At 59.4% G+C, this 23586-nt stretch carries 24 protein-coding genes and 3 pseudogenes; 9 read left to right on the plus strand and 18 right to left on the minus strand.

The genetic code is table 11. The features are described 5' to 3' along the window. Window position 1: 1 nt before the first annotated feature. Window positions 2-2638 carry a TonB-dependent receptor gene (locus C1T17_RS18295; protein ID WP_223262687.1) on the minus strand — a complete coding sequence of 879 codons (2637 nt, stop codon included), beginning with the start codon at window positions 2636-2638 and terminating at the stop codon, window positions 2-4. 609 nt (window positions 2639-3247) lie between these two features. Here C1T17_RS18295 and C1T17_RS18300 point away from each other — a divergent pair. After that, entirely contained in the window at window positions 3248-4705 is a 1458-nt protein-coding gene (locus C1T17_RS18300) for a CHAD domain-containing protein (protein ID WP_104954664.1), read from the plus strand. Between the two features lie 64 nt (window positions 4706-4769). On the opposite strand, the gene C1T17_RS18305 is transcribed toward C1T17_RS18300, so the two are convergent. The 12 genes from C1T17_RS18305 to C1T17_RS18350 all read right to left on the minus strand — a co-directional run bounded on the left by C1T17_RS18305 (window position 4770) and on the right by C1T17_RS18350 (window position 14336). After that, window positions 4770-5099, minus strand: coding sequence for a hypothetical protein (locus C1T17_RS18305; RefSeq protein WP_104954665.1), 330 nt, complete (start codon window positions 5097-5099; stop codon window positions 4770-4772). A gap of 76 nt (window positions 5100-5175) precedes the next feature. Then, complete coding sequence (locus C1T17_RS18310; protein WP_189338413.1) at window positions 5176-6228, minus strand: hypothetical protein; 1053 nt, start codon at window positions 6226-6228, stop codon at window positions 5176-5178. Between the two features lie 115 nt (window positions 6229-6343). Then, complete coding sequence (locus C1T17_RS18315; protein WP_189338414.1) at window positions 6344-7513, minus strand: TonB-dependent receptor domain-containing protein; 1170 nt, start codon at window positions 7511-7513, stop codon at window positions 6344-6346. Between the two features lie 2 nt (window positions 7514-7515). Continuing rightward, window positions 7516-7896, minus strand: coding sequence for a hypothetical protein (locus C1T17_RS21420; RefSeq protein WP_189338415.1), 381 nt, complete (start codon window positions 7894-7896; stop codon window positions 7516-7518). A 14-nt stretch (window positions 7897-7910) separates the two neighbouring features. Further along, a complete protein-coding gene (locus tag C1T17_RS21425) occupies window positions 7911-8069 on the minus strand; it encodes a hypothetical protein (RefSeq protein WP_189338416.1) in 159 nt (52 codons plus the stop codon). Window positions 8070-8083: 14 nt separating this feature from the next. Further along, window positions 8084-8629 (minus strand): endonuclease/exonuclease/phosphatase family protein, encoded by a 546-nt coding sequence (locus C1T17_RS21430; RefSeq protein WP_189338417.1) that lies wholly within the window; start codon window positions 8627-8629, stop codon window positions 8084-8086. A gap of 118 nt (window positions 8630-8747) precedes the next feature. Next, window positions 8748-9923, minus strand: coding sequence for a glycosyltransferase (locus C1T17_RS18325; protein ID WP_104954668.1), 1176 nt, complete (start codon window positions 9921-9923; stop codon window positions 8748-8750). Window positions 9924-9926: 3 nt separating this feature from the next. Beyond that, window positions 9927-10400 (minus strand): DUF2141 domain-containing protein, encoded by a 474-nt coding sequence (locus tag C1T17_RS18330; protein WP_104955349.1) that lies wholly within the window; start codon window positions 10398-10400, stop codon window positions 9927-9929. 50 nt (window positions 10401-10450) lie between these two features. Next, window positions 10451-11413 carry a hypothetical protein gene (locus C1T17_RS18335; RefSeq protein WP_104954669.1) on the minus strand — a complete coding sequence of 321 codons (963 nt, stop codon included), beginning with the start codon at window positions 11411-11413 and terminating at the stop codon, window positions 10451-10453. Further along, window positions 11410-12645 (minus strand): glycosyltransferase, encoded by a 1236-nt coding sequence (locus C1T17_RS18340; protein ID WP_104954670.1) that lies wholly within the window; start codon window positions 12643-12645, stop codon window positions 11410-11412. The genes C1T17_RS18335 and C1T17_RS18340 overlap by 4 nt, the downstream gene beginning before the upstream one ends. 1056 nt (window positions 12646-13701) lie before the next feature. Further along, window positions 13702-13965, minus strand: a complete 264-nt coding sequence (locus tag C1T17_RS18345; RefSeq protein ID WP_145959033.1) for a hypothetical protein — start codon at window positions 13963-13965, stop codon at window positions 13702-13704. Between the two features lie 5 nt (window positions 13966-13970). Continuing rightward, complete coding sequence (locus tag C1T17_RS18350) at window positions 13971-14336, minus strand: DUF6152 family protein (protein ID WP_104954672.1); 366 nt, start codon at window positions 14334-14336, stop codon at window positions 13971-13973. A 249-nt stretch (window positions 14337-14585) separates the two neighbouring features. Between C1T17_RS18350 and C1T17_RS18355 the strand changes: the two genes are divergently transcribed. The 7 genes and pseudogenes from C1T17_RS18355 (at window position 14586) to arsH (ending at window position 20028) form a co-directional block, all read left to right on the plus strand. After that, a complete protein-coding gene (locus C1T17_RS18355; protein WP_189338418.1) occupies window positions 14586-15062 on the plus strand; it encodes a nuclear transport factor 2 family protein in 477 nt (158 codons plus the stop codon). Window positions 15063-15578: 516 nt separating this feature from the next. Continuing rightward, window positions 15579-16724, plus strand: a complete 1146-nt coding sequence (locus C1T17_RS18360; protein WP_104954674.1) for an endonuclease/exonuclease/phosphatase family protein — start codon at window positions 15579-15581, stop codon at window positions 16722-16724. Window positions 16725-16966: 242 nt separating this feature from the next. Continuing rightward, window positions 16967-17296: an ArsR/SmtB family transcription factor gene (locus C1T17_RS18365; RefSeq protein ID WP_104954675.1), complete on the plus strand. Its 330-nt coding sequence runs from the start codon at window positions 16967-16969 to the stop codon at window positions 17294-17296. 10 nt (window positions 17297-17306) lie between these two features. Beyond that, the gene (arsC, locus tag C1T17_RS18370) at window positions 17307-17720 is read left to right on the plus strand and encodes an arsenate reductase (glutaredoxin) (protein WP_104954676.1); all 414 of its coding nucleotides are present in this window, start codon (window positions 17307-17309) and stop codon (window positions 17718-17720) included. Beyond that, a complete protein-coding gene (locus C1T17_RS18375) occupies window positions 17717-18253 on the plus strand; it encodes a GNAT family N-acetyltransferase (protein ID WP_104954677.1) in 537 nt (178 codons plus the stop codon). Before arsC ends, C1T17_RS18375 begins: the two co-directional genes overlap by 4 nt. A gap of 5 nt (window positions 18254-18258) precedes the next feature. Then, window positions 18259-19286: pseudogene (arsB, locus tag C1T17_RS18380) on the plus strand (ACR3 family arsenite efflux transporter). Beyond that, window positions 19283-20028, plus strand: a pseudogene (gene arsH, locus C1T17_RS18385) (arsenical resistance protein ArsH). The pseudogenes arsB and arsH overlap by 4 nt, the downstream one beginning before the upstream one ends. A 109-nt stretch (window positions 20029-20137) precedes the next feature. Here arsH and C1T17_RS18390 read toward each other — a convergent pair. The 5 genes and pseudogenes from C1T17_RS18390 to C1T17_RS18405 all read right to left on the minus strand — a co-directional run bounded on the left by C1T17_RS18390 (window position 20138) and on the right by C1T17_RS18405 (window position 23027). Next, window positions 20138-20769, minus strand: a pseudogene (locus C1T17_RS18390) (tyrosine-type recombinase/integrase). Between the two features lie 128 nt (window positions 20770-20897). Beyond that, entirely contained in the window at window positions 20898-21056 is a 159-nt protein-coding gene (locus C1T17_RS21825) for a hypothetical protein (RefSeq protein ID WP_223262688.1), read from the minus strand. A gap of 2 nt (window positions 21057-21058) precedes the next feature. After that, complete coding sequence (locus C1T17_RS18395) at window positions 21059-21361, minus strand: molybdopterin cofactor-binding domain-containing protein (protein ID WP_223262689.1); 303 nt, start codon at window positions 21359-21361, stop codon at window positions 21059-21061. Between the two features lie 6 nt (window positions 21362-21367). Then, on the minus strand, window positions 21368-21526 hold the full coding sequence (locus tag C1T17_RS21435) for a hypothetical protein (RefSeq protein WP_189338419.1): 159 nt from the start codon (window positions 21524-21526) through the stop codon (window positions 21368-21370). Between the two features lie 370 nt (window positions 21527-21896). Then, window positions 21897-23027, minus strand: coding sequence for a PLP-dependent cysteine synthase family protein (locus C1T17_RS18405; protein WP_104954679.1), 1131 nt, complete (start codon window positions 23025-23027; stop codon window positions 21897-21899). A 59-nt stretch (window positions 23028-23086) separates the two neighbouring features. On the opposite strand from C1T17_RS18405, the gene C1T17_RS18410 reads away from it, so the two are divergent. Next, entirely contained in the window at window positions 23087-23563 is a 477-nt protein-coding gene (locus C1T17_RS18410) for an Lrp/AsnC family transcriptional regulator (protein ID WP_104954680.1), read from the plus strand. Window positions 23564-23586 lie beyond the last annotated feature (23 nt).

Raw genomic sequence — 23586 nt, forward strand, 5'->3', positions numbered from 1 at the left:
GTCAGAAGCTTACTGTGGCGCCGAAAAAGAAGGTTCGGCCATATTCCGCCGATTCCTGCAGGTAGTCCTGGTTAGGGCCGACCACCTCACGCCGCCCAGCGTCCGACAGGTTCTGCCCTTCGGCGTAGAGCATCAATTCCGGCGTGATGCGATAGCTAATGTTGGCATCGAAAGTGGTTCGGCCTTTCCAATATTGGTCAGCGTCGGGAATGGTGTCGTTGATCGTCTCGAGGAAGCCACCGATATAGTTGTACGAAACACGACCTTCGAACTTGCCGCGCTGGTAGTAGATCGAGGCGTTGGCGGTCACGTCCGGCTGGAGGAAGAGGCCAGTCCTGCGCGGTCCGATCGAAGTCAGGAAGGTGAACTTGGAGTCGATGAGCGTCACGTTACCGCTTACGCCGAAGCCGCTGAGCGCGCCGGGCAGGAAGGTGAGCGCCTGCTGCGCAGAGAGTTCAATGCCGCGGATACGCGCTGTTTCGGCATTCTGCGGGGTGGTAACGATTACTTGCTCGGCACCCCGGCCGATGTCCAGTGTCTCGACACCGGTGAGCGAGAAGATCTCGTCCTTGATCGACTTCGAGAACGCTGCGATGGAGACCAGGCCGTCAGTCGGATAGGCTTCGAAGCTCAAGTCGAAACCCTCGCTCTTGCGTGGCTTGAGGCCGGGATTGCCGCGCGCCAGGCGCGCTTGGCTGCCATCGAAGGTGAGGTTCTGCGAGGCCGCGATCGAGCCATAATCGGGGCGGCCGATCGTGTTGGTCCAGGCGGCCCGGACTACGAAGTCGGGGTTCACGTCCCAGCGCAGGTGAACGCCCGGAAGCCAGTTGCTGTAACTTCCGCCCGTCTCGACCGGGTGCAGCGTGCTGCCCTGCGTGCGGATGCCCGTCGAACCGATCTTAGTATGTTCGTAGCGAAGGCCGCCGAGTAACGTCAGGTCGCCGAACTTGACGCTGCCCTGCAGATAGCCTGCATAGACATCCTCCTCAACCTGGTACGCACCGCTATCGGGGCGGACGGTGGTGACGAAGCGGCCCTGGTTGGTGTCGAAGAAGTTCTGGTACTCGTGCACGCCGATGCGCGGGGTCAGCGCGTACTGATCGCGAATGAGCTTGTCCGGACCGGGCACATCGATCGCGTCGAGCGCGTAGGTAAAGCCAGTGCCGGCAGTGTAATCGGTCTGCCGGTTGCTGAAGGTGCGCTGGGTGGTGCGGTAGACGCCGCCGGCCTTCAGCTTCAGGGCGTCGCCATTGCTCCAAGCGGCGTTCAGGCGGAATTGACCGCTTTTTTCCAGCGTGCGCAACTCCTGACTGCGCTGTTGCTGAAGGAAGAAGTTGGCCGGATCGCGGTTCGCCAGCGGATTAAGCGGAGTGAACACGGGATAGAATTTCGAAGTATCGTAACCGAAGGCATAGTTGCCGGCCTGCGCATCGCGGGTGCGGAACTCGATCGAGTCATTGGGCACGCGCAGCCGCCCCTGCGAGTAGATCGCGTCACCATCAATCGTCAACTGCTCGGTAGGCTTCCATTCGACCTCCGTACGGCCGATGATGATGCGGCGCTTGGTGATCGGCTGGTTGAGCTGGATGATGTTGCGCCCGCCTGTGAAGCTGCCACTGGTCGCCGTCTGGTTCCGAACGGTTCCAAAAGCGCCCGACGTGAGCGGCTCGGTGCGAAACTCGATACGCTCCTCGTCATCCTCGGTCCGGGCGAAGATGCCGCTCGCTCCAAAGCTAAAGGTGTCGCCTCGATACTCGATTTTGGCGTTGGCGCCAGCACGCTGTTTAGTGTTGTTGTACCAGAACAGGCGCAATTGCGTCGGGACCTGGATCCCGTTTCCGCGCGGATCGCCCGAGTTTACCGGTGCCCCCGCAGCGGTGTATTCACGCACCGATGGGGTGGCGACCTCGATCTGCGGAATGTCGTAGTCGAGTTGCTCGAAGCTCCCGCCGATCACCACGCCCCATTCGTCATCCCCGCCAAAGCGGCGGCCGCTCGCGAAGGCGAAGCGCATCGAAGGCTTCTTGTTGCGCACGTCGCCGTGCTGCTCATAGATGCCGTAGGAAGCGATACCGTTGAAGAAGAAGTCCCGTTTTGCATCGAAGGCGGAGCGGGTCTCGATGTTGATGATCCCGCCGATTGCGTTGGCATCGTTCTCGGGCGTCACCGTCTTGATCACTTCGATGCGGCCCGCCATAACTGATGGGACGATGTCGAGCGGCACCGTGCGTCCGCTCTCGTCCACACCCGAGACGATGGCACCGTCGACCGTCGTACGATTGTAGGTGGAAGACAGGCCGCGGAGCACGGGGAAGCGCGGCTCGCCTTGGTCTTCCTGCACCGAGACACCTGGAATGCGCCGCAGCGCTGCGGCAGTGTTGTGATCGGGCAACTTGCCAATATCATCAGACGAGATCACGTCGGAGACCACGAACGCCTCGCGCTTTACCGCGCGGGCGGCGCGCTGCGCCTCACGCTGGCCGGTGACGACGATGCTCTCGCCAGACATCTCCTCGCTTTCACTCGGCGCGGCATCCTGGGGATGTGCTTCCTGCGCTATCGCTTTCGGCGCAAGCAATGACGTATACCATATGCCGCACGCCATAAGAGCGATTGTGCCGCGAGTTGCTGACTTCATTGGTGCCCCCATCATGAACAGCGCCCCTCTACTGAGGGTCGATGACGACGCGGTGTCAGCTTCGCTGCAGTATCGTGACCACCCGAACGTTCTTAAACAGCGCCCGCTACGGCCCAAGTCGAGCGCAATCCTATGGGCGATTTAAGTTTCGCCTGATCAAAAACCTCAAACCGCTGGCCCGGCAACGGTCTCATTTTGTTACCTTGGATAGACGGTAGGCAGCACAACCATATCGGCCATCTCCCTCTGAATGGCGCATTTGTGGGCTTGCAGGTCCAGCAGCATGCGCATTGAGTAAGCAACGCACGCAGGGAGGAATATGGCGTGTTCGCTGCTCGGTCGGGCCGCCCCTCTGGAAGAATCTGGATACTAGCGAGCTTAACTGAGTTCAAAACGTCGGCTCACGCCTTTGAAGCATATCTCGAATGTCGTGATTTCTTGCGCTTCCCTGCCTCGTTCAATTATTTGAACAACGTTCACCGCCTGCACCGGCCTTATGTTCATGCAGGGCTGAACGGCACAACATTAGATGCGCCGCGTTGATTGCCTTCCATTGCTGGCATATTAGGTGCTAGGTCGCTCCCGCCCCGAAAACGAAAAGGTGCTGTCTTGGTTGAGGAAGTTGAACTCAAGCTTGAGCTGACGCCCGAGGCTGCGGCCTTTCTGGAGGCATCTACGCTGCTGGAGGGAGATGCGGCAAAGGCAACTCAACGTTCGATTTATTTCGACACAGCTGACACCATGCTGTTTCGTAATGGCTTGTCGCTCCGCATCCGGCGCTCCGGCCGCAAGCGGGTCCAGACAGTTAAAGCGGACAATGCCAAAGGCGGAGGATTGTTCGCGCGGCCCGAGTGGGAAATGCCAGTTTCCAACGATGCTCCGGTTCTGGACGCCAGAACACCCATTCAGTCGATCCTTGGCGAACATGCAAACAGCATTGCGCCAGTGTTCGAAGTGAACGTGGTACGCCGTATTTGGATGATTGCCGACGCGAACGCAAGCATCGAACTCGTGCTGGATCGCGGGGTCGTGGCGGTAGGTGATCGGCAAACGCCGATATGCGAAGTCGAGCTTGAAATGAAAAGCGGTCAGCCAAGTGCACTATTTGCTCTTGCGCGTAAGATCGATGCCATCGCGCCCGCGCGCATTGGCGTGTTCAGCAAGTCCGAGCGCGGTTACCGCTTGCTCGCGCCGCCGCTATCCGTGTTCAAGGCGGAGCCCGTGGAACTCGCCCTTGGCATGTCAACTCAAGACGCATTTTACCACATCGCACACAGTTGTCTGCGGCATTATCGACTGAATGAGGCGCTGCTGCTGGAACGTCGCGTGCCAGACGCATTGCATCAGGCCAGAGTCGCGATCCGGCGTCTCAGGTCCGCGTTCACAATTTTCCGCGTTCTGCTGGATGCCACTAGCGCTAATCATTTTCGCAACGAACTGCGATGGTTGGCGAAGACATTGGGCGAAGCGCGTGACTTGGACGTGCTGGTCGAGAAAGCAAGGCCCGGTGCTCTACACGACCGTCTTGAGACAGCACGGAGTCTTGCCTACGGCAATGTAGAAGCGGCTCTAAACTCGCAGCGGGTGCGCGACCTGATGCTGAACCTGGTAGAGTGGCTCGCACTGGGCGATTGGCTCGTAAGCATCGATACTAAAGAGTTGCGGGCCGTGCCTGCTGAGCGGTTCGCCGCCGATTCATTGGACCGCTTACGCAGGCGGCTGAAGAAACGCGGCGCGAACCTTGAAAAGCTGGAGGCCGAGCCGCGTCATGAGGTGCGCAAGGCTGCCAAGAAGCTGCGTTATTCTGCGGAGTTCTTCGTTTCACTGTTTCCCGAAAAACGACAGCGTCGCCGCTATGCGAAATTCCTCTCGGATCTGCAGAGACTGCAGCGTGATCTTGGCGCCTCGAACGATCTTGTGACCGGGCCGGAGGTCATCCGCGGACTCGGCCTGGAAGACAATGTAGAAGCTGGTGCTTTGACTGCCTCGGGCAAAATGCCAAAGCTGTTGCGAGCAGCAGCCGAGGCGCATGCAGATTTGATCGATGTTAAAAAATTCTGGCGGTAGTTCCAAGATCGAATTTATTATCAGGTCACCATGATCTCTAACTGCTACAGACATATGGCGTCTGTTACAGCTCAGTGTAAATTAGACGTCCCGCTCTTTTGGAAGGTCGCAAGTAGAGTTGCGCGTTCGTAGCTGGCAACGTGACGTCCGGATAGCCATGCCGCTTCGCCCACAGGATCAGGCTGGAATCAAGGCCGTCGGGAGCAGCAGGCGTACTCTTGCTTTCCGGTCCTACCAAAATAGCCGAAGGTGGCGCGGCGTCCAGCCCTACCGAAGCGCCGCTTGTGGTCAGCGCATGGAACTTGTTCGCTTCATCCTGCGTCATGACGGATTGTGTCCGAAACAGAAGAACGCCTGTAGCGAAACGCGGATCGAGCCGGATCCCGCTGTCCACGACATGCTCCGGTGACAGTGTTGCGATAAACCCCCGAACGCCGCTCTCACGCACCAGCTGTCCAACCCGACGCGCATCATCTCTTGCTGCAAGTACCGGACTTTGCCTCGACTTGATATTGCGCACGATGTCCGACGCGGTCTGTGATAGACCGGCTATCATGAACAGGAGGAGGAGACCGGCAGGTGGCATCCGCCTCCAGTGGCGCCGATCCGCCAAAACAGCGAACCTCAGAAAAAGCGCGGGAAGCATAGGTCCGACATATTGGACGTAGATCGGCCTTGGGAGCCACGCCGCCAGCAGTCCAGCTACAATTACCACATCCAGCAACTGCATCTGCCTGCGTAGAGGCCCTTCGGGAAGCACTGGGCGGCGCCTCACCCATGAGAGCGACAGCTAGCAGAGCGATCAGTCCGCCCCCCTGCCCGAGGAATCTCAGCAGCCGCAGGAGGCTGAGTTGCGTCCCGAACATGAAGCTCTGACCATTTAGCATCCGCCATTCGAACGGTGCCTTCAGGCTGTAGTCAAAGATGCCGAAGCGGGCAGCCTCCGGTGCCAGCGCCCAGAGCCAAAAGGTGGGCGTGCCGCCAAGCACGCCTCCCAAGGCGAGCATCGCCACGTTCGATGGGCGCAATGTACGCCAGTGTGTTAGCGCAAAAATTCCGATCGCGACGGCAGGCAAGCCATAGCTTATCTTAGCCGACGCCGCTGCGCCCAGCGCCAGTCCCGCCATCACCGCTTTGATGCCACTCTCGCCAGCGCCTTCGCGCAATGATGAAAGGAACAGCCATAAGCCGGCGACATGCAGGAAAAGCGGCAATGCGTCGTTGCGCGCGGCAGTGGCTGCGAACAGCAGCATGTGGCTGGAGGCGAGGCAGAACGCAGCAAATGTAGCGGCTCGCCGCGACGCATTTATTTGCGAAGCGCCTGCGCTCAGCAGGGCGTTCAAGGCTCGAAGGGCCGGAAACAGCCAGCCTTCGCATATCCACGCCAGTGGCGCGAAGAGCAGGGGCTGGAGTGGCGTCTGCAAATAGGCGAAGTTGCGGTAAGGCAGTCCATCGCGCATCAGCGCGACGGCAGCGACATACTGTCCTTCGTCGTGATCGATGTTCGTGAAAAGGCTCGCCATGACCAGAAGAACCGCAAGGCATAGCCATGCCGAGGCGTAACCCATAGGGGGCCAGGGCGCCTGGATCGGCAATCGCGTCAAGCGCGGTGCAAAAAGCGAAATCATGACCTGGCGTTCACCAATTGACCGCAGCACTCATCATCACAGCCGGCGTCTGATCCAACGCCCCGAAAGCACGCGGCGTCTGATCTTGAACGAAGGAAGTGCTCATGAGGCGGTCAGGATCAGTGAGACGCAGGGAAAAGTGCAACGGACGGCCGCGTAGAATGGCGGCTGAGTAATCAAGTCCTGCCTCGATTCTAAGGGGTGGGGACCGTGCAGCGGCCAGCGCCGGGGCACTGCTGTCCACCGCACGCAATGTTGCGCGTAGTGGACCTTTTGCCCAGCTAGCCTCGAACGAGATCGAGTTTTCCCGTAAGGTCGTGCCATCATCGGTACGCGCGGCAAAAGCGCTGTAACGAAGGCTATAAGACAGGTTAGGGGAGAGCCGGTGTGTTCCAGACACGACACCCCCGCTTAAGGCCGCAGAGCCGACGTTAAGAGGCAAGTAGCCGCCCCGCACGAAGGAGAGTTGGTCATCCAGCTTCCCGGTATAGGCCGTCAGTACCAGCTTCAGGCCCGGATCGGGAACCCAGTCCGCACTCATGCTGAGGCGGCGACGCGTCTCGGGTCGAAGGGCGCGCCGCAAAGCCAGAAAATTGTCCCGTGACAATCCAAGCGGCCCAACCAGGCCTGTGTCGCCATAGGCGCGCAGCGTCTCGTCGTAGCTGACCGACAACCCAAGCGTTAGACTCGACCTTAGTCGGACACCGGCATGAGGCAGGAACCAGTCACGTGCGCGCAACGGTTCCTTGCTGGCACCGACCGTGACATTGGCATTGCGGTTGCTGACCTTGATGCCCTGCCAGCCCAGCGTGGCCGTGACATTGTCGTTCAAAGACAGGGTGTCCTGGACAAGGAACCGAGTCATACGACTGCGCGGCGAGGTGGATAGCAGGGTAGTTCCGAATGCGGCATCTTGATCCACGCGTTGAAGGCCGTCTGGCGCAAACGGTCTTGTCTGACGCTGCACGAGAAGCTGCACATCCGAAGGCCGATCGTAGGCGGGACCATTGCCGAGCGAGACCATCCGTAGCGACGCTCTTGATTGCCCCTCGATCAATGTCAGCCGCATGCGTGATGGTTTCAGCGAAAAGCGAATCCCCTGCTCCAGCTCGACAGTCTGCGCATAGCCCCGTCCGGCGGTCGCGCTTAGAATGGCGGCAGCAAATAAGAGCGTCCGCACGATCATCCTCCCCCCTCCCGCTGAGTCCTTCCAAGGCGAACCTGCGTGACCTGCCTTCGCGATATGGACGATGGCGCGTAGTTGATCACATAGCCGAAATGATCGGAAAGCGATCCGCCGTCCGCCTCCGCGCCGAAAGGTACGTGTGCCCGCGCAACCTCCATAGGCACCTCGAGTACGTCTCGGGCAAACAGCCAATCCTTGCGGCGCTGCATCGCCATTGCAAGATCGCTCCGCGTCGCGCGTACCTTGGTCGCGACATTCGCAACCTTCGCTAAAGCGACATGGCCGCCGCTGTTTGCAGGCGTAACAAAGGCTAGCCGCACTCTGGAGAACGCGCTGAAGAAACTCGCGTTGCGACGAGTATCGCTGCCGATGTTCATGTCCCCGCCGAAAATCACCGGCGCGCTGGCGGGGACTTTACGGGGATGAGACGAGCAAGGATGTCCATTTGCCGGGCGAACGCCCGCTGCGATCGCTTGATGGATACGCCAGCCGCCTTTCGCGCATTGAGGTGCGTGTTGATGATGCTGACCGGCGTGGTCATGCCGGGCACTTTCACTCTTGCGATCAGCGCACCCTTGTTGGCCAGGCAGTCGAACCCTGCACAGGCGAAATCGGGAACGCGATCCGGTCTACACCTTCGATCGGATAATCGGACAGGATCAGAACGCCGCTGCCCGCCATCTTGTCGATGCCCTCACCCCTCTCCCAGCGGCGTTGATGGAGGAAGGCGATATCCCCGGAACCAGGTGCGACTCGATTGACAAACGCAGTGTCGGGTCCTGATGCAACGTAAGCATAACCGGCGTTGACTGCGATCCGTTGCGCCACCGCTGTGAAGGCTTCCTGCAACAGGATGATATGAGGCTGCCTCCCTTCCTGGCGCATTGCACGCAGGCGATCCGCGATGCGGTTGAGCGCTTCTGTGCGCCCTGTCGCGACCGGCCATGGCAATCCGGCAATATTATATGTCATTACCGAGAGGAGCGAGTTGTCTTCGGGCGCTTCGTGGGCTTTCGGAACAGGTGCCGCTGGGTGCCCCGGGATGCCGGCCCCCGAGGCACCAGAAGCCAGCAGGCTTAACAACGCCAGCGCGCGAAAAAGTTTGTACATGTCAGCGGCCCCCCGTTTGACGGGCCTATAGCAATCCAATGGGTCGCGACGGTGTCGGTTAGGATGCTTCCGCGTTAAAGTTCGAAGTCGCAGTAGTCATGGAAGTGACGCCCGGCTGTCACGCAGCAAAGGCGGCCTGTACGTCATGCTGCTCATAAAGCGCGAAGAGGTCGGCAAAATGTGCGTCCATCGTACGCGTGTTCGAAGCGGCCGCACGGGCGACATTCAGATGCTCTTTCGTTCCATCTTCTAGAAATTGGCCGATCGCGCGTGCAAGGGAACCGCTGTCGGCAGCGCCATAGTGATAGCCTGCGTCGGACACGAGGTGATCGGCTGCCGCACCACCGTCGGGCAGCAACATCGGGACACCGCTGGCGCGCGCTTCGGCCGCAATCATGCAGAAGGTTTCTGACTCGCTGCCGTGGACCAACGCGTCGGCGCTTGCCAGCAATGCTGCGAACGCGGGGCGATCGGTTACCGGCGCCATCAACCGCACATGGGGATTGCCCGCCGCAGCGCGCTGAACGCTGGCGCGTGCACGCCCGTCTCCAGCTATGACGAGGCCGACGGGTCGGTCGAAGCCGGATGCCGTTACAGCCTCGATGATCATGGGCCACCGCTTTTCCGGTGCATGGCGACCAGCGCCCAGCAGCAGCAAGGCGTCCGTCGGCAGGTCGCACCAATTCAGCAGACGCCGGCGCAGATCGTCATCCCGATGCGCGGGCGAGAAGATGCCGGGCTGAACGCCCATGCGATTGGTCACGACCTGGCGAAGGCCGCCCGCCTTCAGTCGCGCTGCCAGTTCATCGCTCGCGCAGACTATATGGTCGAAGCGAGCGTCCATCCGGCGCAGATGCCGCCAGAACCAGTCGAAGCTGCGGTCGATGACATCACGCGGAGCGACCCCCCGAAACCAGCGGTATGCGTAATTGCCGAGTGGATCGGCATGCATGATAAGGCTACGCGGCGCCCCGCCTCGCCAATTGGCGACCATCGATGCGCAAGCCCATGGCGTCGATGCCTCGACAAGATCAGGACGCAGCGCATCCAGACGCTTGTGCAACGCGCGCTCGTCATGGAAATAGTGATACCGTCCGTCGAGCGGGAAGCGGCGACCTGGCACATATTCAATCCGGGCATGCTCGTTGATCCGCTCATGTCCCGCCTCCCGCGCCGGCACGACTATGACGATCTCATGTCCTCGTTTCGGCCCGGCAAGCATCTTGTGCCGGACATAGGTTTTAACTCCGCCACCCCGGTCCGAGTAGAATGCGCACACGTCTACGATCAGCATGGCTCAGCGCTGCGCCACGGGGCCGAAGGAAAGGAGACTTCGACGATAGTTCATCACGATACGTTCTCGCGTAATGCTTGCGCCTGCGACAAGCGAAGCGGCTATTGCTTTGGGCTTGCCCAATCCAAGCCTCGGATTACTTCCGAAGCCGACGCCATCCACCGAGAGGCCAAACTTGTGATTGGCGTCGCGATCATGCAGCACCATCACCGAATAGCGGCCCGGCCGCGGCACCCGGACGCAAATCTGCGCCGGGGTGGTTTTGGGCACCACAATCTCGATCCGGCGAAAGATCTTTCCCTGAGACAGCAGGATGTTGTCATCCTGAAGGAAGTCTCCGTCGGTGGAAGGGTATACTTCCAGTTTCAGATTACCCTGACGATCTTTCAAGCCGACGATATCGACAATAAAGGCAGGGCCGCTTTCCGAAGCGCGGCATTGCGCTTCTGCCTTGCCCAGATTGGGCGTGGAGGACATGGCGGCGGCGGCAAGCAGGGCGCCGATCGCTATAACAGCAATAGATGCGGTCACTGGCTTCTCCTTTTCCTGATGATTCCGCTGGCCCCAAGCAACAGTCCAACGGCCAAGTGCGTAGCTAGCAACAGGCTGGCCAGCACGGCCATGACCTCGCCGATCTGCCCTTCGCGTCCCACGAGGAATGTGGCGGCCCCAGCGAAGAGCACGTCCTTGTTAGGCACAAGCGGCAAGCGAGAGAGCACTAAACGGACGGTCGAGAGCATCACCCACCAGCTGAGCGCCACATCGGGCAACATCAGATGCCAAAGCCAGGCGTAAAGTAACACGTTGATCAGGATTCGCGCGAAGTGAACGGCGGCGACCATCCGGCGCTGTGCAGGCGGAATACTGAACAGGCGGCGGGCCAGCATCATGGGCAGGATCGACAGTGCCAGCAGGATGGCGAGCGACGCGCCTAGTGTCCGGCTATCTATGGTGAGGCGGAGCGAGGAAAGCAGGGGAAACGTCAGGCCCAGCATTGCCAACGTGACGACGTTGCCCATGATGCCCGACAATAGGGCCGAATCCTTCACTGCGCCGAAGGGCGATCCCGCCATGCGGACGTTGCTGCGCGCCCAGGCGTAGAAATAGACGTCACCCAGATAGCCTAGCAGAAGTTCGTTGCTGAGCCTTTTGCGGAACAAGGGGCCGAGGCCACTTGCAGGAATCGACCACAATCGATGGAATATCATCCAATCAAAGACGGGCGTCAGGCTGTATGTGATGCCGAACAACATCCAGAATAAGGGCGTCCTTGGCACCAGCCCGAGCAACGTAGCGAAATCAAACGCACCGATCTGAAGGAAAATAGCGGCGAGGAGCGCCAAGGAGATGACCGGTCCGAACCAGGCTGTCCAGTTCCTCTCCGACCGCACCAGCGGGGCAGGATCGAGCAACTTGCGTATGGAAGGCGTGTCGATCAGGCCCCGCGCGCCCTGCGGGGAACGCACAGCCGCCATGTCCGCAGCGATCATATCTGCTTAACCCTTTTCCAGCTTCGCGGGAATGACGAGTGTGCGGTTGCCCTCGACGCATATGGGTTTGCCGCAAGCACCTTTGCAAAGAGATGGGCGTAGGCCGGCACCGCCGCTTCTATCGTGAAGTTGCGCGCTTTCGACCGGGCGCGGCCTATGTCCTGCTTACCAGGTTTTGCTGACGCTATTGCATCTGCCAGTCCGTCCAAATCGTCTCGGTCGATCAGCGTTCCTAGCGCCCCGTCGTCCAAGAGTTCAGGCATGCCGCTACAGCACCGCGTCGCGATGATCCCTAACCCCATGCAAAGGGCCTCGACCACCGCGCCAGGTTGCCCCTCAAAGCGAGACGTCAGCAAAAGGATATTATAGCGGCGCAGTTCTGCGCGCATGTCGCTGGAAAACCCGGCGAGATTGACCTTTTGCGCCAGATCCAACGCGCCGACGATCCGTTCGAGGGCAAGGCGCTCCCGCCCGTCGCCATAGATGGTCAGCCGGTCTGCATCTTCGCTCCCGCGTGCGAATGCCTCCAGCATCAGGCGATAATTCTTCTGTGGCTCAAGCCGCCCTACCGCTACGAACTTACGCCCCGCACGCAAAACCCGAGGGGCTTCGTAGGTGTCGAGATCCGCGTCCGACAACACGGGATTGGGTACCACATGTATGCGCTCTCGTGGCACTCCCATGAGTTCGGCGACTTCATCGGCCATCGGAGTGGAGAGGACGGCGAAGTGGTTTATAGCGCGTCCCTGAATCCGCAGCCATTGACGGTAAAGTCGACGCCAGAAACGCGGCATATCGTCGCGGCGAAGGTCGTTGCTGATCTTGGCCACGATGGGCGGACAGCGACGACCAAGGGCGATCTTCACCATGACCGCTACGACGGTGTAGCTATTGCCCGGACAGAACAGGATCGTCCCCCGCCGCTCGTTCCGGCATTCAGCAAGCACGCTGGCCGTCAGACGAAGTAGAGGCCAGCGACGGCCGATCATGAAACAGGGCGGCAGAATGCGATGGCACGCCGAACCCGGTTGAGGCGCGACGGGACCATCGGGCGACGCCACAAGCAGTTGGACGGGGACATCAGCGCGCTCCCACCCTGCCGTCAGTCGGAGTGCGACCCGCTCCACGCCACCGGGACCGAAGCTTTTGATACAAGATACTATGTTGGGCCGGAAAGCATCCGGCGCGTCGCTACATGCCGTATCTTGGGGGCGGGTATTATCCTGCAGCATGAGCGCAGCCAATGGCGAAGGGATATAACAGGATCATGCCAAATCCATTACGATCGCATGACTTGTGCTGAATCGTCATTTTGTTCGGAATGACAGCTTAGACTTTGCGAAAATGATTATGCGTATCACTGGCGGGCGTTAAACAAAGTGCAGGGCAACGCACCTAATCCCAGCACCCGATGTCGCTTCGTTCGAGATCATCGACTTCGGCTTGGCGGCACCAGCAAGAGAAGGCGATGGGGCATGAATCATGCTGGGTTCTTGCCGAACTTCGTCCGCGGGCGATGGCATAATCGAAGCGGTAACCTGCGACGATGGCATCGGCATGGTCAATGCGCGAGACGGCTCCCTCTGCGACGGCATCATCCGCTCCCCCGTCCGGCAGATCAGGGGACGATCGACATCCGCAGTAAGACGGCCTGACGGTGACCATCCTGTTCCCATTCTAGGTTACACGCAGACGGCGGGCTTTAGCAGGTTCCTGTCGGGCCATCGGCCCGAAGCCTCAACGTCGCTGTCGTCGGGGGCGCACATGACGATGGAGCGGAACACGGATCTTTGCCTGGTTCCCATATTCTCGCTGCGGAGATCGAGATGGCTACAAAGCTTTATTCAACCTCTGGGAAAGCTGTTGCGAAGCGGGGAAGGTTCTCCTTGATGGCCCTAACGGAGTAGCCGTTACGCTGACACCGGACGCAGCGGATAGGACGGGCCAGGAACTCATCCGCGCTTCGGCAAAAGCAAGAGAACATGAAGACGAACACGCTCTACAGGTGAAGAGCCACGGCATCTTTGTTCATGATCCCTTCCAGTTTGTGAGAGACCATTTCTGCCTTCAGAGATCGGCGCGCCCTCATCCGCCCATAAAGGCAATGAGGCGACCGCACAGCAGCGCCCGACCAACACATAAGTGACGTGACAGCCGCAAGGCGCAAGATGCGAGGGGACGCGTCAGCCAGAGTCCGGCCAAAGCACAGATGGTGCGCAACGGCGGAAGCCGTGCCGATCGTGACGAGCACAAGCTTTACTTTGAAAACGCCGAGTGCAGCATATTCATCAGCGCGTCACGAACAAAAGCAGCCCGCTCGCTACCGCAATGATGAGCCCTACGGCGGCGATCGGGACGAGAGGCCGCGCTAGGTCAGCGAGGACAGTAGAGCGCCAAAGTCCGAGCAGGCGGAGGTCGAGCGTGACCACCGAACCAAATAGCAATCCGAGTGCTGCGATATGCGTAGCGTTAACGGCGGCATAACCCCATCGTGACAGGCGCAATGCGCTGGCGACCTCGGACGTCGCTAGAGCAACCCAGACGTCCTGCATCGGAATCAATCCCGTTCGGGGTAGAGCACGAAGCTGCGATTTCCGATCAGGATCTTCTCAGCCTTCATCCGCTTGACGGCGGCATTCGCGGACGGTTCGCCTACGAAGCGCATCGTCGCGCCTTTGGTGAAGTCGGCATCTTTCAAGCCCGCCTGTTCGTTGCGCCAAGGCTGCCCTACCTCGATAGTCCAGCGGGCACCCCTTACGTCGACAGTGACGAGACCATGAGGGTTGCCGAGCTTCGCCTCGACGATCTTCCCCGGAATTTCAATATTCTTGCCCGTTGTCCATGCCCATCCGTGATGGGCTTGGGCTGTGAACGGTGCGACGAGCGCGGCAAAGGCGAGGATAGCGGTGACGGGTCTCTGCATGATCTACTCTTATCGATAGGATGCCTTCTACCATAGCAACATATCCGCTGCAGGCCCATTCCTTGCTTGGCGCAAGAGTACGCCACGTTCAATAGTAACGCAGTGTCGCTGGCCATGCATCGGCGTCCGCCATGCCCTCTTGATGTCCCATTCCATAGCGATCATTGTCACTCCAGTTTGCGGGGACGAACCTTTAAGTCATTTCTGTTGTCGCTAGACTGTCTGTCGCTCGAGACATTGGTGCTTTATATGAAGTCATTTTCCCGAATTGTATTATTAATCACGGCGGTATCGTCTGCGACCTGTATGAGTTCATCCGTTGCGGCCGAGCAGCGAGAGCACGCACGATCCCTGGCAGATCTGGATGGACGTCAGAAACTGATGGTGGCGAAAGCTGATGTCTCCAACCTCGAGGCTCTGTCTCACCATGATCTGACCATAAATGCGCCCACTAACCGGATTCTCACGCGCGACCAATTTCTTACGATGATGCGCAATGGCAAGATCGGGGCCGAAGCCTTCGAGCGCACCGTGGAAAGCGTCACTGTTTCCGGCGAGGTTGGGGTCATCATGGGCAGCGAAATCTTCACGCCGACCGCGGACAGCGAACTTGGCAAGAACTATGGCGTCCGCCCTCTTAAAAGGCGTTATACGAATATTTATAAGCTCCACGCCGGCAAATGGCTGTGGCTTGCAAGACACGCCCACGTGGTTCCAGACAAATAGGTTTGTGGCGCTTGCTGACGTGAAGTGCTGTCGCCGGAAGATCAGTTGCCGCTAGTTTGAAGGCAAGAGCCGCTCATGGACCGTCAATGGCCTGCAAACATTCGAAACATGATCCCTAGGCAGATTTGCATGGCGAGAGGAAGAGGCTGCAGCGACGGTGCCAGGGATATCAACGACACAAGGTCTTAAGGTCTCGCTGCGCATGGGCTGGAAATCAGATGGAATTCCTTGCGGCGCACCGCGGGATACAGATCATCCAGCATTGCTCTCGGCGTGCCGGCTTGGGTGGCGAGCGGCCCGCGAGCCGCGGGCAATGTCACAAAATGGTCCCTCGTAGCTTCTATCCTCTATCCTCTATCCTCTATCCTCTATCCTCTATCCTCTATCCTCTATCCTCTATCCTCTATCCTCTATCCTCTATCCTCTATCCTCTATCCTCTATCCTCTATCCTCTGTGCTCGGGATAGTGCGACGGCTTAGCTTCAGCACAAATCAGACGGAGAGGGGAGAAAGTACATGCGGATCGCATCTTTCAACGTCGAGAATCTGTTCGAACGTGCGCGGGCACTCAATCAGGATCAGTGGGTGGATGAACCGGGCAGCAATCCGTCGCGTTGGGCGGCAGGTCGGCCTCTGCTCGACGCTTATGCCGGGCTGAACGCGCTGCTACGCAAATCGGCTTATGGCACAGCGGACAAGGCGAAGGTCGTCGATTATCTCATTGATCTCGGCCTTGGGCGGAGCGACGAAAGCCGCTTCGTTCGCCTGCGCCAAAATCGTGGCAAGCTATTGAAACGCCCGCGCGGCGGCGGCATTGAGATCGTCGCCGAGGGCCGCGACGATTGGATCGGCTGGCTCGAATTAAGAAACGAAGCCGTCGATGAGGTTGCAACCCAGAACACCGCACGCGTGATCCGCGATGTGGATGCTGACATCGTGGCAGTGATTGAAGCTGACCATCGCATCTCGTTATGCCGCTTCAACGAGCAGGTGCTGCCCGGCGTGGGCGGAACGCCATACGCGCATATCATGCTGATCGACGGCAATGACGACCGCGGTATCGATGTGGGCCTGCTTACGCGCGCCGGCCATCCGATCACGACGGTGCGCAGCCATGTCGATGATCGTAACCAAGACGGATTGATCTTCAGCCGCGATTGCCCCGAGTATAGGGTCGAATTAGCGTCCGGCGAAACGCTGATCATCCTCGTCAATCATCTCAAGAGCAAGGGCTATGGAGTCGCTTCAGACTCGAACGCCAGGCGACGCGCCCAAGCGGTGCGGATCCGCGAGATCTATGACGGTCTGCGCGTATCTGGGGAAAAGCACATCGCCGTCGTCGGCGATTTTAACGACACGCCTAGATCTGCTCCTTTGGCACCACTGCTTGATGACGGCTCGGAGCTTTTAGATATCAGTGTCCATCCCAAATTCGAGAACGATGGGCGTCCGGGCACTTACGCCAGTGGTACGAAGAGCAACAAGATCGATTATATTCTTCTCTCGCCAGCCTTGTTCGACCGCGTCGAACATGCCGGCACTTTCCGCAAGGGTGTTTGGGGCGGCAAGAACGGGGCTCTGTGGCCGATTTTCCCCGAACTAGAGAAGGCAACTCAGGCGGCGTTCGACCACGCAGCATTGTTCGTCGATCTCAATCTTTAAGGAGTACCCTAGCTTTATTGGCGATCATACAAAACGACCCAAATTGGCCGTTCAAGAGGCAATTTTTGATCCCCAGGAGCGGACAGTCACGTTTTCCGTTCTGACCGCCCGCGCCGAGCCATTTCGGAGAAGCAGCTTCCATTTAGCAGTTGGTCCCAAGCTGCCTTTAAGCCTGACGATTAAACATCGGAAATTATCGATGCCTTGTCGACGAGTTAAATCGCATCGGGTAATCACGATGCATGGACACCGAAGGAGCACTCTCGATTCTCTCCGCCCTCGGCCATCCGACAAGGCTCCATGCTTTTCGGCTACTGATCCGGCATGAGCCTGACGGCCTATCGACCGGGGCGCTGGTCGAGGCATCGGGGCTGACCCAGAGCACGTTCTCTACGCATCTGGCCGTGATGGTGAAGGCCGGGCTGGTGCTTCCTGAGAAGCGTGGACGCCAGCAGATCCAGCGCGCCAACTTCGACGCGCTGCGCGGACTGATGATCTATCTGGCCAAGGATTGCTGCCAGGGGCGCGCTGAACTGTGCGAGCCGCTCTTGGCCGAACTGACCTGCTGCTGAAGAGGCAACAATGACAGATATCGTGATCTACCATAACCCGCTTTGTGGGACCTCTCGCAATGCCCTGGCCATGATCCGCAATGCGGGCATCGAGCCGCATGTTGTCGAGTATCTGAAGACGCCGCCGAGCCGCGCTCTGCTGGTGCAACTCATCGGGCGCGCCCGTATCACGCCACGCGCTTTGCTGCGAGAGAAGGGTACGCCTTATGCCGAACTCGGCCTCAGTGACGAGAGTTTGACGGACGAGGCCCTGATCGACGCGATGATGGAGCATCCGATCCTCATTAACCGTCCGCTAGTGGTATCGCCACTGGGTGTGAAGCTCTGTCGCCCTTCCGAAGAAGTCCTGGATCTCCTCCCAACCGAGCAGCGCAGCACCTTCGTCAAGGAAGACGGCGAAGTCGTGGAAGCGACCCGGCGATGACCCTTTCGGTTCGCAGCGCAGCGATCGACGATGCCGAGGCGATTGCCGCGATATACGCGCATCATGTCTCACATGGCACGGCCTCGTACGAGGTCGTGCCCCCAACTGCGGCTGAGACCGTAGAGAAGATACAGATGGTAACCGGCCAGAAATGGCCGTTCCTCGTTGCCTGCGATGGATCGGAGGTGGTGGGCTATGGCTACGCCATGCAGTTTCGCGATCGGCCAGCCTATGCTTATGCCTGCGAGAACAGCATCTACGTGGCGCACGACCGGCGCGGCGACGGCATCGGCAAGCTACTGCTGAAAGCCTTGCTGGAAGCCGCTGAAGCTTATGGCTTTCGGCAGATGGTGGCCGTTATCGGCGGCGCTGAGCCAGCTTCCGTCGCGCTGCATGGCGCCTGTGGTTTTGCGCAGGTCGGCCGCCTGACCGGCATGGGCTGGAAAGCCGGCCGGTGGCTCGATACGGTTTACATGCAGATCGCCCTGGGCGGGGGCACTGCGACCGCGCCTGCTGCTACCGGGAGGGACTGACCGCCATGTCGCTGTTCGAACGCTATCTTTCGTTGTGGGTGGCCCTGTGCATCGTCATCGGGATCGGTCTCGGCCATTTGCTCCCCAGTGCCTTCGAGGCGATCGCAGCGCTGGAGATCGCCAACGTCAACCTTGTGGTTGCGGTGCTGATCTGGCTGATGATCATCCCGATGCTGTTGCGCGTCGATTTCGGCGCGCTCCATAGCCTGCGGCAGCACTGGCGCGGCATCGGCGTTACCCTCGTGGTGAACTGGGCGATCAAGCCGTTTTCGATGGCGCTGCTCGGCACGTTCTTCCTTGGCTATCTGTTCACGCCGCTGCTGCCGGCAGGCGCATCGAACTCGTACATCGCAGGCCTGATCTTGCTTGCCGCCGCGCCATGCACGGCGATGGTCTTCGTCTGGTCCAACCTTGTCGATGGTGAGCCGAATTACACCTTGAGCCAGGTGGCATTGAACAACCTGATTATGGTCTTTGCCTTCGCGCCGCTCGTGGGGCTCCTACTGGGCGTGGCATCGGTCACCGTGCCGTGGAGCACGCTGGCGCTGTCGGTGGGGCTCTACATCGTCGTTCCGGTCGTGGTTTCCCAGTTGCTCCGCCGCGCGCTCCTTCGCGGCGGTGAGAACCGCCTCCACCACTTTCTGTCCACCAGAGGCCTGATCAGCCTTGCCAGCCTGCTACTGACGCTGGTGCTGCTGTTCGGCTTTCAGGGCGAACAGATCATTCGGCAGCCGCTGGTGATCGCCCTAATTGCCGTTCCAATTCTGTTGCAGGTCTATCTTAATGCCGGCATCGCCTACTGGCTCAGCCGCCGCTTCGGCGTGGCATGGTGCATTGCCGGCCCTTCGGCTTTGATTGCGCTTCCAACTTCTTTGAACTGGCTGTGGCCGCGGCCATCAGCCTCTTTGGCCTTACTTCCGGCGCCACGCTGGCAACGGTCGTCGGCGTTCTGGTCGAAGTGCCGGTGATGCTCTCGATCGTCGCCTTGGTGAAGCGGACCCGTCCCTGGTATGAGAAAGGTATCTCCGCATGAGACTGCGCGAGTTCGCTGCCCCCGATCATCTTCCTGCCTTGGACAAGACCTTCGCGCTGGCTCATCCCGCAAGCGGCCTGGGCCCGGACCAACCGCCTCCGCGCATTCTGCTGCTCTACGGCTCGCTGCGGGAGCGCTCGTTTTCGCGCCTCGCCATAGAGGAGGCCGCTCGCCTTCTGCAATATTCGGCGCCGAGACACGGATATTTGATCCGAGCGACCTGCCGCTGCCCGATCGGGTAGCGGGGGATGATCATCCGGCTGTACATGAACTGCGCGAGCATGCTCTCTGGTCGGAAGGCATGGTCTGGTGCAGCCCGGAACGACACGGCCAAATCAGCGGCATCATGAAGATGCAGATTGACCATCTTCCGCTTGAGATGGGCGGGATGCGGCCGACGCAGGGACGCACACTTGCGGTTATGCAGGTGTCGGGCGGCTCTCAATCTTTCAACGCCGTCAATTCGCTACGGCTGCTGGGCCGCTGGACGCGGATGTTCACGATCCCCAACCAGTCGTCAGTGGCGATGGCCTACAAAGAGTTCGACGAGGACGGCCGGATGCGGGCATCGAGCTATTACGACCGTATCGTCGATGTGATGGAGGAACTGGTCCGCTTCACTGTCCTTATGCGGCCGCACGCGGCGCAGCTTGTGAATCGGTATTCCGAGCGGAAAGAGGCCGGGATTCCGTCGGACGCGACTGCGGACTATTCCCCGATCGCGCTAGCGCCCCAATCCTGATCGGCGGCCAGCAGCAACGCACGGCAAAAATTAGGGTCAGCCACAATCCGACTGTAAGACTTAAATTGGCCAGTCCTGGCTCCTTGCGCCGGCAAGAAGCCAGGCAATCTCAGATTTCGGTGCCCTCCGCCAGCGTCAAAGCATCCTCCACATCTACCCCAAGGTATCTGATCGTACTTTCGATCTTTGTATGTCCAAGCAAGATCTGGACGGCACGGAGATTCCCGGTAGCTTTGTAGATGATTGATGCCTTGGTGCGTCGAAGAGAGTGAGTGCCATAATCCTCACTGGGTAGGCCGATTCCCTTGACCCACTCATCGACGAGGCGAGCATATTGCCTTGTACTTATGTGAGCCGCGTGATCAGTACGGCTGGGGAACACAAAATCTTCGAGGGATCCGCTCCTCAACTCCAGCCATTTGAGCAGGCTGGCGCGAGCATCATCCATCAGTTCAAACTGAACTGGCCGACCGGTCTTTTGCTGAACAACAGTCCCCCTGGTTCGAATTTTCCGATCGCAAACGATGTCGCTGATCCTGACTTTGACCAAATCGCATCCGTGCAGCTTGCTGTCGATGGCGAGGTCAAAGAGGGCCCGGTCCCGGACCCGCCCATGTTGGTCGAGAAAGAAGCGGATCGCCCAGATCTGACGGGTTTGAGCGCTCGCTTCGCACCAACCTTGCGCCCGGCGTTCCACGATACCCGCTCGCGAGCGGCGGGATCAAACTCTGATAATCCCATAACAGAACTCCTGTGGCCATGATGGCCGCTGGAAGAACGCTTTAAAGGAGAGCCGACCCTTATGAGACGTCCAGCAGTCATTTTTCTGTTCTCAGAATCGGATTGTCAGCTTTGTGTGTCGGAGTTTATCAGAGCAAATCTTCAATACGAATCGGCAGCTTGCGGATGCGGCACCCAGTGGCGTGCCAAACAGCGTTGGCGATCGCCGCGTTCATACCCACGATGCCGATCTCGCCAACACCCTTGATGCCAAGCGGATTTACCTGCCGGTCGGTTTCCGGCACCATGATTACGTCACGCGAGACACGTCCGCGTTCACCGGCACATGATATTCGGCGATATTGTCATTGACGTATCGCGCGTGGGCCAAATCGATCTCGGTCTTCTCCTCCAGTGCCGCGCCCAAGCCCCAAATCATCCCGCCAATATACTGGCTGTGCGCCGTCAGTGAATTGACGATGGTGCCGCTGGCGAAGGCACCCACCATACGCGGGACGCGTATTTCACAGGTAAGGCGGTGGATGCGAACTTCGACGAACTGCGCGCCGAAGGTATAGGCGCGCACGCCTTCCCGCGACTGGCCGCGCAGCATCGGCGGTTAGCCCTGATAGACCTTTTCCATCGATGCCGGTGGTAGGCCCTGTGGGATATGCTCGGCATAAACTTCCAGCGGCCCCTTGGTAACGCGGCTGACAGCTTGCTCCAGCGGCTCAGCCGTCCCGTCTGGCGCGATCAGCTTGCCTTCACTCAGCTGCAAGCTTGCGGCCTCCTTGCCGGCGAAGGGTCCTTCGCTCGAAACCACGGCCGCCTGAGCAACTTTAGCCAGGATGCCGTCGCATGGTTCTATCCCTCCTGGTAGAGCTTAGGCTTCAGATGGAGATACTTCAGCGATCCTTTGGAGCCATCAAAGAACGTTCTGACACCATTAGAGCGTAACGATTGTCTCGCGTCGTCGACATCAGCTAAGTCTAAGTACTTCCAAGTTTCCGCCAGGGCTGCTGAGTAAGTGCTCCTGAGCAGAGGAAGGCAGCCAAGCGAGGTTTGAGTGCCAGTCCACGGAAATGGCGGAGTTCAAGATTGCATGTGTGCTGCCCGCACGCGTTGGATTGGGAAAGCTGCATCAAGGATCAAGCGGCGAAGGCCGACATGTGCCTGGAGAGATCGTCCTCCGGACGGTCATCTAGCAGCGCTGACATACGCTCAGCATAGGGTTGCCAAGCTATGCCGCGCGCGGCTAGCCAATCGTCGTCGAAATACGTGTCGGCATAACGCTGCCCACTGTCACACAAGATCGTAACGAGGGAGCCGCTTTCGCCTCGGGCAGCCATTTGTGCGATAATTTGCAAGCAGGCGGCGATGTTCGTCCCAGTCGAACCACCTACAGGCCGCGCCAGGCGTTCGCTGATCGCGCGCATGGCACCGATACTGACGGCGTCGGGAACAGGGATCATATGGTCGATCAGTTGCGGCAGGAAGGACGGCTCGACCCGCGGTCGGCCGATGCCTTCGATGCAGGAGGTGCAGCCGTCGGGCAGCGATCGTATCCTGCGATCGCCATAATGGCGGTGGAAGATCGAGCCTTCCGGGTCCGCCACGCATAGCCGTGTGTCGTGGCGTGCGTAGCGAATGTAGCGCCCGATCGTTGCTGCTGTGCCGCCTGTGCCTGCGCCGCAGACGATCCATGCTGGCACAGGATTCTGCTCCCGCGCCATCTGCGAGAAGATGCTCTCGGCGATGTTGTTGTTGCCGCGCCAGTCAGTCGCGCGCTCCGCATAGGTGAACTGGTCGAGATAATGGCCCTCGGTCTCTCGCGCGAGCCGTTCGGCCTCGGCGTAGATGGCGGTCGGGCTGTCGACGAAATAGACTTCGCCCCCATGGCTGCGAATAGCGCCGATCTTTGCGCAAGAAACGGAGCGCGGCATCACCGCAATGAAGCGCAGGCCAATCATGCGCGCAAAATATGCCTCTGAGACGGCGGTCGAACCGCTGCTCGCCTCGACAAGCACGGTGTCGCGGCCGATCCAGCCATTGCATAACGCATACAGGATCAACGAACGCGCGAGACGGTGCTTCAGGCTCCCCGTTGGATGCACTGACTCATCCTTCAGGTAAAGGGTGATGCCTTCGAACCGCAGCAGCGGCAGACGGATGAGATGAGTGTCGGCCGTCCGCCGGTTATCGGCCTCGAGCTGACCCACGGCATGCCGCACCCACGCCGCATCATCACTGGACGAAACTGCGTATTCTGTGACATTCATAAAATGCGTTCTCTTGATTGTTCCGGAATTTGGGATAACGGTGGCAATGACTGGGAGAAATCGAAATGAAATTTGATGAAGCAGACATCAAGCTGCTGCGGATCCTGCAGGAAGATGCGACACGCACCGCCCAGGATCTTGGCGTGGAGGTCGGTCTTTCCACCAACGCCTGCTGGCGTCGGATCAAGCAGTTCGAAGATCGTGGTCTCATCACACGGCGGGTAGCGTTGCTCGATCCAAGGATGCTCGACGTTGGCACGAACGTGTTCGTCACCGTCCGCACTGCCGAACATTCGGCCGAATGGCTCGCCGAATTTGCCGAAGCCGTCAGCAGCCTTCCCGAAGTTGTTGAATTCTACCGGATGGCGGGAGAGATCGACTACCTCATCAAGTTGCGCGTGGCCGACATCCAGCATTATGACCGGGTCTACAAGAAGCTCATCGCCAAGGTCCGGCTGATCGATGTATCGGCGGCTTTCGCGATGGAAGAGATCAAACATACCACGGCCATGCCGTTGCCGGGCGACGAGATATGAGAGCGGCGGCCGGCACGTGCCTA

This window comes from Sphingobium sp. SCG-1 (assembly GCF_002953135.1).
Taxonomy (GTDB): Bacteria; Pseudomonadota; Alphaproteobacteria; order Sphingomonadales; family Sphingomonadaceae; genus Sphingobium.

What these genes read in the sequence shown, in the direction of transcription:
- C1T17_RS18295 (WP_223262687.1), bottom strand. Translation starts at nt 2,638, where the DNA reads ATGAAGTCAGCAACTCGCGGCACAATCGCTCTTATGGCGTGCGGCATA.
- C1T17_RS18310 (WP_189338413.1), bottom strand. Translation starts at nt 6,228, where the DNA reads ATGGCGAGCCTTTTCACGAACATCGATCACGACGAAGGACAGTATGTC.
- C1T17_RS21420 (WP_189338415.1), bottom strand. Translation starts at nt 7,896, where the DNA reads ATGAACATCGGCAGCGATACTCGTCGCAACGCGAGTTTCTTCAGCGCG.
- C1T17_RS21430 (WP_189338417.1), bottom strand. Translation starts at nt 8,629, where the DNA reads ATGTACAAACTTTTTCGCGCGCTGGCGTTGTTAAGCCTGCTGGCTTCT.
- C1T17_RS18325 (WP_104954668.1), bottom strand. Translation starts at nt 9,923, where the DNA reads ATGCTGATCGTAGACGTGTGCGCATTCTACTCGGACCGGGGTGGCGGA.
- C1T17_RS18330 (WP_104955349.1), bottom strand. Translation starts at nt 10,400, where the DNA reads ATGTCCTCCACGCCCAATCTGGGCAAGGCAGAAGCGCAATGCCGCGCT.
- C1T17_RS18335 (WP_104954669.1), bottom strand. Translation starts at nt 11,413, where the DNA reads ATGATCGCTGCGGACATGGCGGCTGTGCGTTCCCCGCAGGGCGCGCGG.
- C1T17_RS18340 (WP_104954670.1), bottom strand. Translation starts at nt 12,645, where the DNA reads ATGCTGCAGGATAATACCCGCCCCCAAGATACGGCATGTAGCGACGCG.
- C1T17_RS18345 (WP_145959033.1), bottom strand. Translation starts at nt 13,965, where the DNA reads ATGCAGGACGTCTGGGTTGCTCTAGCGACGTCCGAGGTCGCCAGCGCA.
- C1T17_RS18350 (WP_104954672.1), bottom strand. Translation starts at nt 14,336, where the DNA reads ATGCAGAGACCCGTCACCGCTATCCTCGCCTTTGCCGCGCTCGTCGCA.
- C1T17_RS18355 (WP_189338418.1), top strand. Translation starts at nt 14,586, where the DNA reads ATGAAGTCATTTTCCCGAATTGTATTATTAATCACGGCGGTATCGTCT.
- C1T17_RS18360 (WP_104954674.1), top strand. Translation starts at nt 15,579, where the DNA reads ATGCGGATCGCATCTTTCAACGTCGAGAATCTGTTCGAACGTGCGCGG.
- C1T17_RS18365 (WP_104954675.1), top strand. Translation starts at nt 16,967, where the DNA reads ATGGACACCGAAGGAGCACTCTCGATTCTCTCCGCCCTCGGCCATCCG.
- arsC (WP_104954676.1), top strand. Translation starts at nt 17,307, where the DNA reads ATGACAGATATCGTGATCTACCATAACCCGCTTTGTGGGACCTCTCGC.
- C1T17_RS18375 (WP_104954677.1), top strand. Translation starts at nt 17,717, where the DNA reads ATGACCCTTTCGGTTCGCAGCGCAGCGATCGACGATGCCGAGGCGATT.
- C1T17_RS21825 (WP_223262688.1), bottom strand. Translation starts at nt 21,056, where the DNA reads ATGGTGCCGGAAACCGACCGGCAGGTAAATCCGCTTGGCATCAAGGGT.
- C1T17_RS18395 (WP_223262689.1), bottom strand. Translation starts at nt 21,361, where the DNA reads ATGCTGCGCGGCCAGTCGCGGGAAGGCGTGCGCGCCTATACCTTCGGC.
- C1T17_RS18405 (WP_104954679.1), bottom strand. Translation starts at nt 23,027, where the DNA reads ATGAATGTCACAGAATACGCAGTTTCGTCCAGTGATGATGCGGCGTGG.